At 33.4% G+C, this 17,026-nt stretch carries 12 protein-coding genes; 9 read left to right on the forward strand and 3 right to left on the reverse strand.

The window, feature by feature from the left end; all coding sequences use genetic code 11:
• Window positions 1-10 precede the first annotated feature (10 nt).
• Window positions 11-835 carry a glycosyltransferase family 2 protein gene (locus tag ACE01P_RS14390; protein ID WP_379698996.1) on the forward strand — a complete coding sequence of 275 codons (825 nt, stop codon included), beginning with the start codon at window positions 11-13 and terminating at the stop codon, window positions 833-835.
• A 5-nt stretch (window positions 836-840) separates the two neighbouring features.
• Window positions 841-1,245 carry an FdtA/QdtA family cupin domain-containing protein gene (locus ACE01P_RS14395; protein WP_379698998.1) on the forward strand — a complete coding sequence of 135 codons (405 nt, stop codon included), beginning with the start codon at window positions 841-843 and terminating at the stop codon, window positions 1,243-1,245.
• Here the strand turns inward: ACE01P_RS14395 and ACE01P_RS14400 are convergent.
• Genes ACE01P_RS14400 through ACE01P_RS14410 form a run of 3 tightly spaced genes read right to left on the reverse strand, consistent with a single transcriptional unit; the run spans window position 1,232 to window position 3,741 of the window.
• Window positions 1,232-2,167: a glycosyltransferase family 2 protein gene (locus tag ACE01P_RS14400; protein WP_379699000.1), complete on the reverse strand. Its 936-nt coding sequence runs from the start codon at window positions 2,165-2,167 to the stop codon at window positions 1,232-1,234. The two genes, ACE01P_RS14395 and ACE01P_RS14400, sit on opposite strands and share 14 nt — an antisense overlap.
• Window positions 2,168-2,173: 6 nt before the next feature.
• Window positions 2,174-3,058 carry a glycosyltransferase gene (locus ACE01P_RS14405; RefSeq protein WP_379699002.1) on the reverse strand — a complete coding sequence of 295 codons (885 nt, stop codon included), beginning with the start codon at window positions 3,056-3,058 and terminating at the stop codon, window positions 2,174-2,176.
• The gene (locus tag ACE01P_RS14410) at window positions 3,058-3,741 is read right to left on the reverse strand and encodes a cell division ATP-binding protein FtsE (RefSeq protein WP_379699004.1); all 684 of its coding nucleotides are present in this window, start codon (window positions 3,739-3,741) and stop codon (window positions 3,058-3,060) included. The genes ACE01P_RS14405 and ACE01P_RS14410 overlap by 1 nt, the downstream gene beginning before the upstream one ends.
• Window positions 3,742-4,084: 343 nt before the next feature.
• Between ACE01P_RS14410 and ACE01P_RS14415 the strand changes: the two genes are divergently transcribed.
• The 7 genes from ACE01P_RS14415 to gyrB all read left to right on the forward strand — a co-directional run bounded on the left by ACE01P_RS14415 (window position 4,085) and on the right by gyrB (window position 17,010).
• Window positions 4,085-7,099: a tetratricopeptide repeat protein gene (locus ACE01P_RS14415; RefSeq protein ID WP_379699006.1), complete on the forward strand. Its 3,015-nt coding sequence runs from the start codon at window positions 4,085-4,087 to the stop codon at window positions 7,097-7,099.
• A 97-nt stretch (window positions 7,100-7,196) separates the two neighbouring features.
• Window positions 7,197-8,060: a PhzF family phenazine biosynthesis protein gene (locus ACE01P_RS14420; RefSeq protein WP_379699008.1), complete on the forward strand. Its 864-nt coding sequence runs from the start codon at window positions 7,197-7,199 to the stop codon at window positions 8,058-8,060.
• 190 nt (window positions 8,061-8,250) lie between these two features.
• On the forward strand, window positions 8,251-10,005 hold the full coding sequence (locus tag ACE01P_RS14425) for a TonB-dependent receptor (protein WP_379699010.1): 1,755 nt from the start codon (window positions 8,251-8,253) through the stop codon (window positions 10,003-10,005).
• A gap of 176 nt (window positions 10,006-10,181) precedes the next feature.
• The gene (locus ACE01P_RS14430) at window positions 10,182-10,631 is read left to right on the forward strand and encodes a hypothetical protein (protein WP_379699012.1); all 450 of its coding nucleotides are present in this window, start codon (window positions 10,182-10,184) and stop codon (window positions 10,629-10,631) included.
• Between the two features lie 506 nt (window positions 10,632-11,137).
• Window positions 11,138-12,814 carry an asparagine synthase B gene (gene asnB / locus ACE01P_RS14435; protein ID WP_379699014.1) on the forward strand — a complete coding sequence of 559 codons (1,677 nt, stop codon included), beginning with the start codon at window positions 11,138-11,140 and terminating at the stop codon, window positions 12,812-12,814.
• A 315-nt stretch (window positions 12,815-13,129) separates the two neighbouring features.
• Window positions 13,130-14,746, forward strand: a complete 1,617-nt coding sequence (gene asnB, locus ACE01P_RS14440) for an asparagine synthase B (protein WP_379699016.1) — start codon at window positions 13,130-13,132, stop codon at window positions 14,744-14,746.
• Between the two features lie 323 nt (window positions 14,747-15,069).
• On the forward strand, window positions 15,070-17,010 hold the full coding sequence (gyrB, locus tag ACE01P_RS14445; RefSeq protein ID WP_379699018.1) for a DNA topoisomerase (ATP-hydrolyzing) subunit B: 1,941 nt from the start codon (window positions 15,070-15,072) through the stop codon (window positions 17,008-17,010).
• The last annotated feature ends 16 nt before the right edge of the window (window positions 17,011-17,026 follow it).

Below are 17,026 nucleotides of genomic sequence, written 5' to 3' on the forward strand. Positions count from 1 at the left end.
AAATTGAAAAATGAATATTTTGTTTGAAGAAAAGGATTTGGAAATACTAATTTCGACAATGAACAGAGATTCGTTGGACTTTTTAGTTCCGATGTTTCCGTTTTTGGATTACACGAAAATTTCGATATTAATAATCAATCAGATTCAAAATGAAACCAAACTTAGCTCGAGTTATCCTAATATAAGAGTTATAAATTCACTTGAAAAAGGACTTTCTAAAAGCCGAAACTTAGCATTAGAAAATGCAATCGGAAAAATTCTTTTAATTTCAGATGATGATGTAGTGTTTCAGAAAGGATTTGTTTCAAAAATAATTGATGCTTATAAAAAATATCCTGATGCCACAGCGATAAAGTTTTATGCTTTAAAATCAAATCAAAAACCTTTAAATGCATCTGGGGTTAATTCGAAAGACAGATTAAATGTTTTTGATATTTTGAACACGAGTTCTATAGAATTGACATTAAATAAATTTCATATTGATTATGGAAAACATAAATTTGATGAAAATTTTGGTTTAGGCGGAATCTTTGAAATGGGAGAGGAAGCCGTTTTTTTATCCGATTTAAAGAAGGATGGAAAACAGCTTGTTTTTCAACCTGAAATAATTGTCGTGCATGATGATCTAACTTCTTCAAATAAAAAAGATATTGCAGAAAGGTATTTTATTAGCGGAGCAATGTTTACGAGGATTTTCGGAAAAAAATATATTTTTTGGATTTTCTTAAAAATGTTTTTTGATTTAAAGCATAAGAAAGTAAAAATAAAGAACCTGAAAACCATTTTTAAAAGCGCAATAAAAGGACACAAAACGTATCAAAAAATACAAGCATGATCTTGATGAATAATAAAGTACAAATTATACCAATTCCGAAAATAGAAGAACGAAGAGGTAATCTTTCAGTAATTGAAAATGATACTGTTCCATTTGATATTAAAAGAGTGTATTATTTGTACGATGTGCCGGCTGGAGCAGAAAGAGGAGGACATGCACATAAAAACCTACGACAATTTTTGGTGGCTTTAAGCGGAAGTTTTGATGTGGTTTTGAAAGATGGAGAAAAAGAACAAATTATTACCTTAAATAAACCTTACGAAGGGTTATTGATTAATCCAGGGATTTGGAGAGAGTTGCAGAACTTCTCTTCCGGTTCTCTTTGTTTGGTGATCGCTTCAGAAGTTTATATGGAAGAAGATTACATTAGAAATTTTGATGAATTTATAAAATACGCTAATTGTAAATAGAAAAATCAATTCCATGCTGTTTTAGTTTTCTTTTTAGCTTCAAAGAAAATTGTAAAAAGATAGGAGGAGTCTTTAATAAAATCCTAATTTTAAAAGGAATATTTTCTTTATCGACATCTTTAAAATAAAGGTTCATTTTGGTTTTATTTCCGAAAATGTAATAATGCAAAGCATATTCAATTCGATAAATATCAAGAAACTTTTTAAGTGATGGATTCTCTTTTTCGAAGATTTTAAATTGTTCGAAATCCATTAATATCCTCGAATTTATTTTTTGTTTAGTTAAGCTATTGTCAACATCGTAATCGTAAACGGCAGTAGTTTTATTAGTAATCGCTACTGGAAAACGGATTCCGATTTTTGTCCAAAGTTCTAAATCTTGCCCATTTGTTATTGCTGGAGTGAATTCTCCGATATTTTCTAATATTTCTTTTGAAACAGCTAAAGAAGAAGTCCAAGTAATTCTAAAAGGCTTGTTCGAAAAAAAATAATCGGGTACAATTCCTCTAAAAGATTTCTCTATTCCGTCATAATGCGGAATTTGAAAATGTTTTTTAGAGATTCTTATTTTATGACGCGAACAATACAAACCGCAATTTGGGAAATCAACAATTAATTTATGTAATTCTTCCAGATGATTTGGAAACCAATAATCATCGGCATCGAGAAAGGCTATAAATCTTCCTGACGATTTCTCAATTCCAAGGTTTCTGGCAACAGATGCGCCTTGATTCTTTTGGTTGAAAATTTGAATCCTATTATCGTTAAATCTTCTTACAGTAGCTTCGCTTGCATCTGTAGATCCGTCATTTATTATAATGATTTCGTAATCAATAAAAGTTTGATCGAAAATACTTTTAATCGTGTTTTCGATATGATCGGCTTTATTGTACAACGGAATAACTACAGAAAAAAAGGCCATAATTGATTATTTTTTTAAATCGCAATAAAATCCTAATTTGTAAAAATCTAAAAGATATAAATTTGGATTTTCGGAAGTTAAATTAGCTAAGATTCTCTTTTTTGTTATTCTATAAATGACTCTTGCAATTCCAGTTAGGCCTAAATTATTTAAAAAGGAATGAACTTTTGTTAATCGAGTGCTTTTTGGATCAATTTTATGGAAGCGAACTAAGTTGTATAAGTTTTGAACTGCTATTTTAGATTTTTCAATGAAAGTGATGCTGTCCTCATTGTTGTAATGAATCAAAAGATTTTGGATATGTGCAACAGGAACAGAATTTAAACGCAGATTTTCTATAAAAATCAGATCTTCATATCCATAATCTTTTATAAACTCAGGAAATGGAAATTGTATTAGGATTTCTTTTTTTAAAAGCAAATTCCAGGTGAATACAAAATCGTAATTGTTTTTAAATCTTTGATTTAAAGATTTAGTTTCTCTTTTTATGCCATACTTCCATCGAAGCAGTTTTTCTTTAGAAGGAAAAACATCGGGGTATTTTACACCGCCAAAAATTACGGATGGCGAATTTGAAAGAGATTCAATATAATTTTTAAGATAAAATTCATTCTCTGGCAGAGCATCTGCTTCCATAATCAATATAAAATTATATCTTGATTTGAAGCACAATAAATTAATATTTCGTCCTCTGCCTAAGTTTTCAGTATTAATCGAAAAAGAACAATTTGTGAGATTGTTTATCTGTTTGTTTTCGTTGATAAAGTTTTTGCTAAGATCATCTTGTGCTAAAATTTCATATTCAATTCCCAAATTATCGGCTTGCCGCTTAAGTTCTAAAACAAGCGGTAAAACATTGTAATTATAAACCGGAATTAAAATGGAAAGCATTACACGCTTCTTTGCACCACTTCGAAGATTCTTTCATCTTCACATTTTAGGGTTTTAGATGGGAATTTCATCAATAAAGCGTAATCGTGAGTTGCCATAATAATCGTTTTTCCAGCAGCATTGATCGCTTTTAAAACTTCTAAAACCTCAGAACTAGTTTGTGGGTCAAGGTTTCCTGTTGGTTCGTCGGCTAAAATAAATTCTGGATCGTTTAGAAGTGCTCTTGCAATTGCAACACGTTGCTGTTCTCCACCAGAAAGTTGGTGAGGCATTTTGTTTACGAAATCTTTCATGCCTACTTTGTCCAAAACTTCGTCAATTTTGTGTTGCATGGCTTCTTTTTCAACCCATCCTGTAGCTCTTAAAACAAAAAGCATATTGTCTTTGATTGAACGGTCTGGAAGAAGTTTAAAGTCTTGAAATACGATTCCGATTTTACGTCTTAAATACGGAATTTCGCTTTCTTTTAAAGTTGCTAAATCAAATTCAACAATATGTCCTTCACCTTCAACTAACGGTAAATCAGCATATAAAGTTTTTAGAAAACTACTTTTTCCAGAACCAGTTTTACCGATAATGTAGATAAACTCACCATGATTAACATCCAGGTTAATGTGAGATATAATTTTTCTTCCTTCTTGATATATAGTGACTTCTTTAAGAGATAGTACGGTTTGTGACATAATAAAATTGGTTTGAATGGTAAAAGTAATAAGATAACGCCTGTATTCAAAATAAATTTCGCTGATTTCTGAATAAAATTGCTAAAAAAGACAATAATAAAAATAACCATTTAAGCAATATAAGCGCATTTTTGTGGCATGTGTGAGAAGGTTCTTGCTTATAATAACTTACGTAACTTGTATCGTTTAAAATTATAAGTATTAGAAATTTTGAGAATCAATAAATTGAAGTTTCAGAAAGCGTAAAATAGTTATAGTTTCATAATTTGTTCATAATAAAACGGCAAAACGTTTCGTTATAAACCGTATAAAATGATACATTTGAATACTAAATATTATTAAAATGCGTAAACTTTCCAGGTTCTTTTTATTCCAAATTTTCCTTGCTTCGTCTATAGCTTCAGCACAAAAATCGGCTATTTATACGTACGAATTAAAGGATTTTGACAAAGCACTGGCTTTATATAACGACAAACAATATGCTTCGGCACAATTGATTTTTGAAAAAGTAAAAAACAATACCACAAATGAAGAAGTACAGTCTGACTGTGCTTTCTATATTGCGAATTCTGCCATTAGAACCAATAAAGCAAATGCCGATGCTTTGGTGGAGCAATTTGTAAATGATTATCCAACAAGTACCAAACAGAATCAAGCTTACATTGAAGCGGCGCAATTTTTCTTCGAACAAGGAAATTACCCAAAAGCTTTGCAATGGTTTGATAAAGTTGACGAAAGCTACATGAGCAAATCGGAAGCTGATAAGTTTAACTTTATGAAAGGTTACAGCTATTTTAATGCTAAAAAGAAAAAAGAAGCAACGAACTATTTTAACAAAGTGGTGAATTCTAAAGAATATGGTTCTCAAGCTAAATATTATTTAGGATTTATGGCGTATGAAGGTGACGATTACAAAGAAGCTACGAAGTATTTTGATGAGGTTTCAGGCGAAGAAAAATACAAAGAAAAACTGTCGTATTATCAAGCTGATATGAATTTCAAGTTAGGAAATTTCCAAAAAGCGATTGATTTAGGACAGCAAGCGATGGGTAAATCAAACGACATTGAAAAATCGGAGCTTAATAAAATTATTGGAGAAAGTTATTTCAACCTAAAACAATACGGAAAAGCAATTCCGTATTTGGAGCAATACGCAGGTAAAAAAGGAAAATGGAATAATACCGATTTCTACCAGTTAGGTTATGCGTATTATGAGCAGAAAGAGTACGAAAAAGCCATTTCTCAGTTCAATAAAATTATTGAAGGAAAAGATTTTGTAGCTCAAAATGCTTATTATCATTTAGGTTTAAGCTATTTAAATACGGGTAAAAAGCAAGAAGCTTTAAATGCTTTTAAAAATGCTTCTGAAATGGATTTTAATGCTCAAATTCAAGAAGATGCCGCTTTAAATTATGCTAAATTAAGTTATGATATCGGAAACGCTTATCAAGCTGTTCCTGGTATTTTATTGGATTTCCTTAAAAAATATCCAAACAATTCAAGCCGTGCAGAAGTAGAAAAACTTTTAGTTGATTCTTATATTTCTTCTAAAAACTACAAAGAAGCTTTAGCTTTATTAGAAAAAAATAGAACTGCGGAAAACAAAGCGGCGTACCAAAAAGTGCTTTTTTACCGCGGATTAGAATTGTACAATGAAAACAATTACCAAGAAGCGGGTAAAATGTTTAAAAGTGCTATCAGCGAACAAAAAACGCCTGAATTTACAGCGCGTGCAACTTTCTGGAAAGCAGAAACAGAATATTTGAATGATGATATGCAAAATGCGCTCTTGACTTACAAACAGTTTGCTGGAATGGCTGCTGCAAAGTCTACAGACGAATATAAAAATATCAACTATAATATTGGGTACACATATTTTAAACTAAAAGATTACGATCAGGCGGCGAATTCTTTTCAAGCGCAGATTGATAATTCGCCTTCAGATAAAAACCGTTTAAACGATTCTTATTTGCGTTTGGGAGATTGCCGTTTTGTGACTTCAAAATATAGTGCGGCAAACGAAGCGTATGCAAAAGCAATTGCCGCAAAAGGAGTAGATGCAGATTATGCGCAGTTCCAAAAAGCACTTTCTTACGGATTTATGTCAAACAATGCTAAGAAAGTAGACGAGTTGAATAACTTTCTTCAGATGTACAAAAAATCGTCTTACCGTGACGATGCTTTGTTTGAATTAGGAAATACTTACGTTGCTGAAAAGAAAAATGATCAAGCAATTAAAACGTATGATCAGTTGATTTCTGAATTTAATAACGGATCGTTTACTTCAAAAGCAATTTTAAAACAAGGTTTGATTTATTACAATTCAGATCGTGATCAACAGGCTTTAACGAAATTTAAAAAAGTTGCAGCTGAGTTTCCGAAGACTCCAGAAGCTCTTGAAGCAGTGGCGACAGCAAGATTAATTTATGTTGATTCTGGAAAAGTAAACGAATATGCAACTTGGGTTCGTACGTTAGATTTCGTTGCGGTTACAGATGCAGAACTGGATAACGATACTTACGATGCAGCTTTCAAACAATACAGCCAAAACAATTCTAAGCAAGCGATTACTGGTTTTGCTGGTTACGTTTCTAAATTTCCTAATGGATTACATGCGGTTGAAGCTAATTTCTATTTAGCACAACTTACTTACGCAGAAGGTTCTGAAACGAAATCTGTTGCCAATTATCAGTTTGTAATCGATCAGCCTAGAAATGAATTTACAGAGCAAGCTTTAAATAGATTGGCTCAGATTTATTTGAAAACAAAAGATTGCGATAAAGCGATTCCGGTTCTAACAAGATTAGAAAGTGAAGCTGATTATCCGCAGAATAAAACTTTTGCACAAGCCAACTTGATGAAATGTTATTACGACAAAAAAGATTATGACCGTTCTGTAGTGGCTGCTGAAAAAGTATTAGAAAACCCGAAATCAGATGCAGGAGTAAAAGCAGATGCACAAATTATTGTAGCGCGTGCAGCAATGCAGACAGGAAATGAAGATAAAGCAAAAACTGCTTACGCAAAACTTTCAGCTACTTCAAAAGGAGAATTGGCTGCAGAAGCTTTGTATTACGATGCCTATTTCAAAACAAAAGAAGGAAAATTTGAGGCTTCGAATACTGCAGTTCAAAAGCTGGCAAAAAGTTATTCTGCTTATAAATATTACGGAGCAAAAGGTTTGGTATTAATGGCGAAAAACTTCTACGGATTGAAAGACAGCTATCAAGCGACTTATATTTTGGATAATGTAATCAACAATTTTACAGATTATCCAGACGTGGTAGAAGAAGCGAAGAGAGAATTAAGCGCTATCAAATCTGAAGAATCAAAAACGAATTCGTCAATTAACCGATAAAGATAAAATAGATGAAAGAAGCAAGAAGCAAGAATAAGATTGATAAGTCTTTCTTCTTTGTTCTTGCCTCTATTCTCTAAAAAGAAAAAAGAAAGAAATGAGTTTACCTTTTTACATAGTTGATGTTTTTGCTGATAAAAAATATGCTGGAAATCAGCTGGCGGTTTTTTTAGATGCTGAAAAATTGAGTTCGAAAGAAATGCAGCAAATGGCACGTGAGATTAATTTCGCGGAAAGCACATTTGTTACTAAACTAGATAAAGAAAATAATAAAGCGGAGATCAGAATTTTTACTCCATCTCAAGAAATGCAGTTTGCGGGTCATCCGATTATTGGAACTTCTTGGGTTTTGATGAATAAAGTTTTTGATCATTCGCCAAGCGAAATAAAATTAGAAGTTCCGATTGGACCAATTGCAATCAATAAAACCGAAGATTTGATTTGGTTGAAAGCAGCACAGCCAAAGTTTTGGGATACTTTTTCTAAAATAGATTTTACATTTTTCAGCAATTTGCAAGTAAGCGATTTCGAAAATCAGTTTCCGATTCAGGAAGTGACAACAGGAAGCGCTTTTGTTATGGTGGGATTAAGCAGTAAAAGAGCTTTGGAAAATTTGGTTTTAGATAAAGATAAAACAGATGAATGGCTGAAGAATCATTGTAAAACAAGTCACAGAGGTCTTTACTTTTATTACTTGGAAGGTTCAAAATTGTTTAGCCGAATGTTGTGCATCGAACATAATCAATTGGTAGAAGATGCAGCAACGGGAAGCGCGAGTACTTGTTTGCAGGCTTTTTTACTGAAATATCATTTGCCAGAATTCGAATTAACAAATCATCAGGGAGATTATATTGGTCGTCCATCTGAGATTTATTTTAAAGGAAAAGTAACTGGCGAACAGTACGATATTAATATTGGAGGAAAAGCTCAGTTTGTGGCTAAGGGAGAGTGGGAAGCTTAATTGATTTTAGATTTTAGAATGTAGATTTTAGATTTAAGAAGGAACAAAGAAGAAAGAAGCGAGAGCCAAGAATAAAGAAAAAGAGTTAGAATTTAAAAGAATAAAGAGTCAAGAAAAAGAGAAAATAAGGTATAAGAGTGAGAGTCTTTTCTCTAGCTTCTTTCCTCTGTTCTCTTAAAAAGAAAGAAATATGAAATTAAACTGCCGACATAAAATCATCATTTTGTTAGTATTATTTGCTGCTCAGTTTTCGTTTGCACAGGTAAAGAAAAACGAAACTATCGGAACTGAGACCGTAAATGTTGTAAAGCCGTATTCGCCAACTATTTCAGATGCTTTTAAAGTGAAAGAAACGCCTTCGCTTGACGATAGTGGTAATCAGCCAAAAGAAGTAATTAAATACAGTATTTTGTCTGTTCCTGTGGCATCAACTTTTACTCCTTCTAAAGGAAAAGCAGAAGGTGTGGAGAAAGCGAAAAAAGAAAGATTGTTTAATAATTATGCGACTGTAGGTGTTGGTAATTACGGTACTTTAAACGGTGAATTATTTGTAAACCAAGATTTAGGAAACAATGATTATGTGGCGGGAATGTTTCGCCATCACTCTTCTCAAGGCGGAATTAAAGACGTAGAATTAAACGATGAGTTTTACGATACAGCAATTAATGTTGGATACGGTCAAAACAATAGAGATGTAACTTGGGGAGTAGATTTAGGATATCAAAACCAAATTTACAATTGGTACGGACTTCCTTCAGATTTTGGTTCTACGATTCCAGATCAACGTTATGATTTGGTAAACAGTATCAATCCAAATCATTCTTATAATACTATTTCGCTTGGCGGAAATGCAGAATTTAATGAAAGTATTTTTAGTAAACTTTCAGCAAGATTTACGCATTTTTCAGACAGTTATTCTTCATCAGAAAATAGATTTTATGTAAAGCCGACTTTTACCGTTGATGTAATGGATCAGGCAATTAAAACAAATGTTATTGTAGATCACGTAAGCGGTTCTTTCAAGAATAATTATTTTCAGGACAATACAGAAGCTTTAAAATATAGCTTCACAAATGTTGGAATCGAGCCAAGTTTTGTAATCAATGAAAATGAATGGACATTAGAATTAGGAGCGGGAATTTATTACAGTGGAGATTCTGAAAACAGTGGAAACAAGTTTTATTTCTATCCAAAAGTAAATGCTTCTTATAAATTAGTTGGCGATTTAATGATTTTCTACACGGGAGTAAATGGGGCTTTAAACCAAAATTCTTATGCAGATTTTGTGACGGATAATCCTTTTTTATCTCCAACTTTAAACATGCGCCCGTCAAGCACGCAATACAATGTTTTTGCTGGTTTAAAAGGAAAATTGGCTAGTAATGTAAATTATAACTTGACTGCTTCTTATTTGAATGAAAAAGATAAAGCTTTGTTTAAAGCAAATGATTATACAGAAGTTGTTACAAATGAAGATTATGCTTTCGGAAACTCATTTGCAGTGGTTTATGAAGATATTAGAACTTTCCGTTTCTACGGAGAATTAAAAGCGGATATCTCTCAAAATGTAACTTTCGGAATCAACGGAACTTTTAATAGTTATAATACGGATAATGAGGTTCAAGCATGGAATTTGCCTTCAATGAAATTAAGTTCGACTTTAGACGTTAATATTACGAAGCAGTGGTACGCAGGATTGAATGTGTTTTATGTGGGCGAAAGAAAAGATATGCAGACCAATGCTTCTTTAGGACTAAATCCTGAGACAATAACCCTGAAAAGTTATTTTGATGCCAATGCTCATTTAGGGTATAAATTTAGCGAACGTTTGACATTTTTCTTGAAATTGAATAATATTGGAAATCAAGCTTACGAAAAATGGCTGAATTATCCTGTACAAGGATTCCAAGTTTTAGGAGGCGCAAATTATAAATTTGATTTTTAAGGCTTAATGCCGAAAAGATACCAGGGCACTAAAACATTTTAAATGAATGTGCCTTTTTTTTTCAGCCATGAACTCATGAATTTTTTGGAGTAGATTCGTGAATTCGTGGCTGTTTTTTTTAATAAAGAAAAAACCTTTGCATCTTTGTACCTTAGAACCTCAGTACCTCAAAAGAAATGACTTTTAAAGAAAAAATATATTCTCACTATACTCAAATGGTTCAAGACAGAATGGATATTTTTAAAGACATGATTTCTGGATTGACCGAAGATTCAAAAAATGATGCCAAAGGTTCTGCTGGCGACAAACACGAAACTGCTTTGTCGATGATGCATATTGAGCAAGAAAAATTGACAAATAAGCTTAAAGAAGCAATTGAGCAAAAAGGAATTTTGGATAAAATAGATCCGCTTAAAACGACTGAAAATATAGTTTTAGGGAGTTTAGTAAAAGCCAACGGAATTTATTTATATGTAAGTGTTGCGCTTCCAAAAATTGCAATTGACGGAATTAATGTTATTGCACTTTCACCGCAATCTCCTTTAGGGAATCACTTAATGGGGAATAAAGTAGGATTTCAATTTGAAATTAATAAGACGCATTATACTATAGAAAGTGTAGAGTAGGTTTTTTTCTGCTTTGTCATCTTTGTCAAAGTTTGAAACTTTGACAAAGTTCTGTACGCAAAAATGGTCTGCGCCCAATCTTGTCATTTCGACGTAAGGAGAAATCTCCACAAGTAACTCCGCAACGTAAATCGCCAATCTTTGTAGAGCTTCTTGCGGAGATTTCTCCTTACGTCGAAATGACAAATAGGATGTTGCCCTTGCTAAAATTATAATTCGAGAACAACTTTTCTTTTTCTCTTTACGAATCTTTCATTTGTAATTAAAAAACTCAAAATTTAATTCAAAAAACTAGATTAAACTTTAAATTTTAAAGCAGTTTTATACTCAAAATTAAAATTTTCAAGTTTAAGGCTTTTTTTTATATTAAAATTTTACATTTAGAATGTAAATTGGTTGTTTTGGTTAATATTTGTAATTGATATTGCCTAATGTGTTTTTCGATTGTAACTAATACTCCATCTTTGCCCTATCAAATTAAAATTTAAAACTAAAAATATAGAATTATGTGTGGAATTGTATGTGCCTTTGATCTTAAACAAAAAGCCGAAGCGTTAAGACCTCAAGTATTAGAAATGTCAAAAATCATTCGTCACCGTGGACCAGACTGGAGCGGAATTTTCAGTAATGATAAAGCGATTCTTTCTCACGAGCGTTTGGCAATTGTAGATCCAGCGTCAGGAAAACAACCTTTATTTACTGAAGATAAAAAATTGGTTTTGGCTGCAAATGGGGAAATTTACAACCACAGAGATCTTCGTAAGCAATTTGCTGGTAAATATAACTTTCAAACTGAAAGTGACTGTGAGGTTATTTTAGCTTTATATAAAGAAAAAGGAGTAAGCTTCGTTGATGAATTAAACGGAATTTTCGGATTTGCAATCTACGATGTTGATAAAGATGAATATTTTGTTGCTCGTGACCATATGGGAATTATTCCATTGTATATTGGATGGGATCAGCACGGAACTTTCTATGTAGCTTCTGAGTTAAAAGCTTTAGAAGGATATTGTACAAAAATCGAATTATTCCCTCCAGGACACTATTTGTCAAGCAAAGACGGAGAATTTGTACAATGGTACAAAAGAGACTGGACTGAATATGATGCTGTTAAAGATAACGAAACTAGTATTCCAGAAATCAAAAAAGCGCTTGAAGCAGCAGTTCACAGACAATTAATGAGTGATGTTCCTTACGGAGTTTTACTTTCAGGAGGTTTAGATTCTTCTATTACTTCAGCTGTAGCTAAAAAATTCGCTCAAAAAAGAATTGAGTCTGATGATACAACAGATGCTTGGTATCCGCAATTGCACTCTTTCTCAGTAGGTTTAGAAGGTTCTCCAGATTTAGCTGCGGCAAGAAAAGTAGCAGATCATATCGGAACAATTCACCACGAAATCAAATTTACAATCCAAGAAGGTTTAGATGCAGTTCGCGATGTAATTTACAACTTAGAAACTTATGATGTAACTACAGTAAGAGCTTCGACTCCAATGTGGTTAATGGCGAGAGTGATCAAGTCTATGGGAATCAAAATGGTTCTTTCAGGAGAAGGAGCAGATGAGTTGTTTGGAGGATATTTATATTTCCACAAAGCGCCAAACGCAAGAGAATTTCACGAAGAAAACGTTCGTAAATTAGGTAAACTTCACATGTACGATTGTTTACGTGCAAACAAAAGTTTAGCAGCTTGGGGAATTGAAGGTCGTGTGCCATTCTTAGATAAAGAATTTATGGATGTTGCAATGCGCATCAACCCACAAGATAAAATGATCAACAAAGAACATCCGATGGAAAAATGGGTTGTTCGTAAAGCTTTTGAAGATATGCTTCCAGAAAGTGTTGCTTGGAGACAAAAAGAGCAATTTTCTGATGGGGTAGGATACAGCTGGATTGATACTTTGAAAGAAGTTGTAGGTAGAGAAGTTTCTGATGAGCAATTAGCAAACGCTAGATTTAAATTCCCATTGCAAACACCAACTTCAAAAGAAGAATACTATTATCGTTCAATCTTCTCTGAGCATTTCCCAAGTGATGCAGCAGCATTATGTGTGCCTCAAGAAGCAAGTGTAGCTTGTAGTACAAAAATCGCTTTAGAGTGGGATGAAGCTTTCAAAAACCTAAACGATCCATCAGGAAGAGCAGTAGCAAATGTTCACGATGATGCTTATGTTAAGGCTTAATTAAGAGTTTAATTTTTAGAATTAGTATATATTTTTTTAGGAAAAACGTTCTCTAGCGAGAGCGTTTTTCTTGTCTAAAGTCATTTAATTCTCTAAATTTCTGATTTACTGCAGATAGGCAATGATATTAATTGATTTTCTTTTGATATATTTGATGTCCGCAGTATTATCGTTAAATACTAAATATTTTAACGGATTTAATAATGGAAAGCAAAAATTAATATTTAGTTTTGCTTTCAACCAAAAATTTTAATGATTTTTTAATGTTCGCTTCATTGCTGAACAATATTGAGAATAAAATAAAAAAAGAATATTATGTCTGGATTGTTAGCCGTAATTGGTAAAGGAAAAGACCCGAAGCTTGTAAAAGAACTTTCTGAAAGAATGTCGCATCGTGGTCCTGATGAAAGTGATGTTCGCATTATGGAAAATGGTAGTATACTTTGTCATGAGAGTTTATCGATTATCGATCTTAATTCGGGTAGACAGCCAATTCAAGGAACTGATAAGGCATGGATGGTGCATGATGGCGAAATTTATAATTATCAGGAACTTAGAAATACAGTTTTAAAGAATCATACTTTTAGAACAGAATCAGATTCGGAAGTAATTGTACATCTTTACGAAGAATTCGGATATGATTTCTGCAATAAACTAGACGGAGATTTTGCCTTTGTGGTTGTTGACGGCGATAAATATATTGCAGGTCGCGATCCGATTGGGGTTAAGCCTTTGTATTATGGTTTAGATGAAAGAGGAAGGATCTATTTTTCATCAGAAATGAAAGCCATTGCAGATCAATGCAAATCGTTTTCTACTTTTCCTCCAGGGCATTATTATACTGCAAAAACAGGTTTTGTAAAATACTATCATCCAGAATACGAAGATCATAAAAATGCAACTCAATCATTAGATTTAGGGTTGATTCGTGAAAGTTTGATTCAAGCTACACGCAAGCGTTTATTGGCAGAAGTTCCTCTTGGAGTTGTGTTGTCAGGAGGTTTAGATACTTCTTTGATTTCGGCTATCGCTTCAAGATTGTTAAAAGAAAAAGGAGAGAAACTGCACTCGTTTTCTATCGGATTAGATGCTGAAGCACCAGATAACGTTGCAGCTAGAAAAGCGGCAGAGTTTTTAGGAACGGAGCATCACGAAATACATTTTTCTGTAGAAGAAGGAGTGAAAGTTTTAGAAAAAGTCATTTATCATATCGAAACGTACGATATCATTTCTGTGCGTTCAGGTGTTCCAATGTTTTTGCTTTCTAAAGCAATTGCAGATCAAGGCATAAAAGTGATTTTGTCTGGAGAAGGAGCGGATGAAGTTTTTGGAGGACATTTGTATTTTAGAAATGCGCCTTCAGAGGAAGAATTTCAAGATGAAACAATAGAAAGAGTTCAGAAGCTATTTACGGCCGATTTACTTCGTGCAGATAAAACGACAATGGCAAATGGTTTAGAAGTTCGAATTCCGTTTTTGGATACAGAATTTTTAGATGTTGCCATTCGAATTAAAACAGAAGAAAAACAGCCAAAAACGTATGATGGCGTTGAAAAATACATTTTAAGAAAAGCATTTGATACTCCAGAAGATCCTTATTTGCCTTCAGAAGTTTTATGGAGACAAAAAGAGCAATTTTCTGATGGAGTTGGTTACAATTGGGTTGATGAATTAATTGAATATTGTGCTTCACAAGTTACAGACGAGCAATTGGCTGGGGCTAGTGCTGAATTTCCATATAATTCTCCAACGACTAAAGAAGCGTACCTGTACAGATCGATTTTTCATAAATTCTATCCACAGGTCAGCGCGGCGCAAACTGTTCGTAAATGGATTCCAAAATGGCAAGAAAACCAAGATCCAAGCGGAAGAGCAAATGCTGCCCATTTGAATGGAAATTTTGAAGCTGTGAAAACTACTGTTATTGCTTAAAAATTGAAATTCCAAAATTTTTGAAATTCCAAATTCCAATTTGGGAGCAGATATAGAAAAGCCGAAATATTATTATTTCGGCTTTTTGATTTAATGTATGTTTTGGAATTTCAAAAAGCTTCAGTTTTTTACGTTATTTCTATTTTTAGAAATTGGAATTTAAGAAAATTAGAAATTAAATTCATTTTTGGACTTATTTTTTAGTTTTTCAGACAATTGTGTTAATAACTTAAGCGCTTTATGTCGTATTTTACTGGGTATATAGCTCGCGTTTTTATATATTTGCGTGTTAGACAATAATTACATTTTTTAGAATAAATTATATGAGCGAAGAAATCAAGAAGAACAATTATTCAGCAGATAGTATTCAGGCATTAGAAGGGATGGAGCACGTAAGAATGCGTCCGTCGATGTATATTGGTGATGTGGGGGTTCGAGGACTACACCATCTGGTTTACGAGGTTGTTGATAACTCTATTGATGAGGCGATGGGAGGACATTGTGATACGATTAGTGTTGCAATAAACGAAGATGGTTCGGTTACAGTTGAAGATAACGGTCGTGGTATCCCAGTTGATTTACATAAAAAAGAAGGAGTTTCTGCACTTGAGGTTGTAATGACTAAAATTGGTGCCGGAGGTAAATTTGATAAAGACTCTTATAAAGTTTCTGGAGGACTTCACGGTGTTGGGGTTTCTGTAGTAAATGCACTTTCGGTTCATATGAAATCGACTGTTTTTAGAGAAGGAAAAATCTACGAACAAGAATACGAAAGAGGAAAATCATTATACCCTGTTAAACAAATTGGAGAAACAGAAAAAAGAGGTACTCGCCAAACTTTTTTCCCAGATGATACAATCTTTACTCAGACAACTGAGTTTTCATACGATACGCTTTCAGCACGTATGCGTGAGCTTTCTTTCTTAAATAAAGGAATCACAATTACTTTTACAGATAAAAGAGAAGTTGATGATAAAGGCGAATTCAGAAGTGAAGTATTTCATTCTGATGAAGGTCTTAAAGAATACATTCGTTATTTAGATGGTAACCGTGAGCCAATTGTTTCTCACGTTATCAGTATGGATAATGATAAAGGAGAAATTCCAGTTGAGGTTGCTTTAATCTACAATACAAGTTATACAGAGAATATTTTCTCTTACGTAAATAATATTAATACTCACGAAGGAGGAACGCACTTACAAGGTTTTAGAAGTGGTTTGACAAGAACACTTAAGAAATATGCAGATGCCTCTGGGTTATTGGATAAATTAAAATTCGAAATTGCTGGAGATGACTTCCGTGAAGGATTAACGGCGATTATTTCGGTAAAAGTATCTGAGCCTCAATTTGAAGGTCAGACAAAAACAAAACTTGGGAATAGAGAAGTAGTTTCTCCGGTTTCTCAAGCAGTTGGAGAAATGTTAGAGAATTATTTGGAAGAAAATCCAAATGATGCGAAATTAATTATCCAAAAAGTAATCTTAGCGGCACAAGCACGTCACGCAGCGAAAAAAGCGCGTGAAATGGTACAGCGTAAAACCGTTATGGGCGGTGGTGGATTGCCAGGAAAATTATCTGACTGTTCTGAGCAAGATCCAGCAAGATGTGAGGTTTACCTTGTCGAGGGAGATTCGGCTGGTGGAACAGCAAAACAAGGTCGTGATCGTAACTTTCAAGCAATTCTGCCATTACGTGGTAAGATCTTGAATGTTGAAAAAGCGATGCATCATAAAGTATTCGAAAACGAAGAGATTAGAAATATCTTTACGGCTTTAGGAGTAACAGTTGGAACTGCAGAAGACAGTAAAGCGCTTAATTTAGAAAAACTAAGATATCATAAGGTAATCATCATGTGTGATGCCGATGTCGACGGTAGTCACATTTCTACCTTAATATTAACGTTCTTCTTCCGTTTCATGAAAGAGTTAATTGAAGAAGGTCACGTATACATCGCAGCTCCTCCTTTATACTTAGTTAAAAAAGGACAAAAGAAAGAGTATGCGTGGAATGATGTTCAACGTGATCAGGCTAACGAAAGAATGGGTGGAAGCGCTGCTATTCAGCGTTATAAAGGTCTTGGAGAGATGAACGCGGAACAGTTATGGGAAACTACAATGGATCCAAACTTCAGAACTTTACGTCAAGTAAATATTGATAGTTTAGCAGAAGCAGATCAGGTTTTCTCTATGTTGATGGGTGATGAAGTACCACCTCGTAGAGAGTTTATCGAGAAAAATGCAGTTTATGCAAATATTGACGCATAAAATGAAAAATTAATAA

Source organism: Flavobacterium sp. HJSW_4 (assembly GCF_042436695.1).
Taxonomy (GTDB): Bacteria; Bacteroidota; Bacteroidia; order Flavobacteriales; family Flavobacteriaceae; genus Flavobacterium.

Excerpts from the sequence above, each read along its gene's own strand:
- asnB (WP_379699014.1), top strand. The coding sequence starts at position 11,138 with ATGTGTGGAATTGTATGTGCCTTTGATCTTAAACAAAAAGCCGAAGCG.
- gyrB (WP_379699018.1), top strand. The coding sequence starts at position 15,070 with ATGAGCGAAGAAATCAAGAAGAACAATTATTCAGCAGATAGTATTCAG.
- ACE01P_RS14390 (WP_379698996.1), top strand. The coding sequence starts at position 11 with ATGAATATTTTGTTTGAAGAAAAGGATTTGGAAATACTAATTTCGACA.
- ACE01P_RS14410 (WP_379699004.1), bottom strand. The coding sequence starts at position 3,741 with ATGTCACAAACCGTACTATCTCTTAAAGAAGTCACTATATATCAAGAA.
- ACE01P_RS14425 (WP_379699010.1), top strand. The coding sequence starts at position 8,251 with ATGAAATTAAACTGCCGACATAAAATCATCATTTTGTTAGTATTATTT.
- ACE01P_RS14405 (WP_379699002.1), bottom strand. The coding sequence starts at position 3,058 with ATGCTTTCCATTTTAATTCCGGTTTATAATTACAATGTTTTACCGCTT.
- ACE01P_RS14395 (WP_379698998.1), top strand. The coding sequence starts at position 841 with ATGAATAATAAAGTACAAATTATACCAATTCCGAAAATAGAAGAACGA.
- ACE01P_RS14430 (WP_379699012.1), top strand. The coding sequence starts at position 10,182 with ATGACTTTTAAAGAAAAAATATATTCTCACTATACTCAAATGGTTCAA.
- asnB (WP_379699016.1), top strand. The coding sequence starts at position 13,130 with ATGTCTGGATTGTTAGCCGTAATTGGTAAAGGAAAAGACCCGAAGCTT.
- ACE01P_RS14415 (WP_379699006.1), top strand. The coding sequence starts at position 4,085 with ATGCGTAAACTTTCCAGGTTCTTTTTATTCCAAATTTTCCTTGCTTCG.
- ACE01P_RS14420 (WP_379699008.1), top strand. The coding sequence starts at position 7,197 with ATGAGTTTACCTTTTTACATAGTTGATGTTTTTGCTGATAAAAAATAT.
- ACE01P_RS14400 (WP_379699000.1), bottom strand. The coding sequence starts at position 2,167 with ATGGCCTTTTTTTCTGTAGTTATTCCGTTGTACAATAAAGCCGATCAT.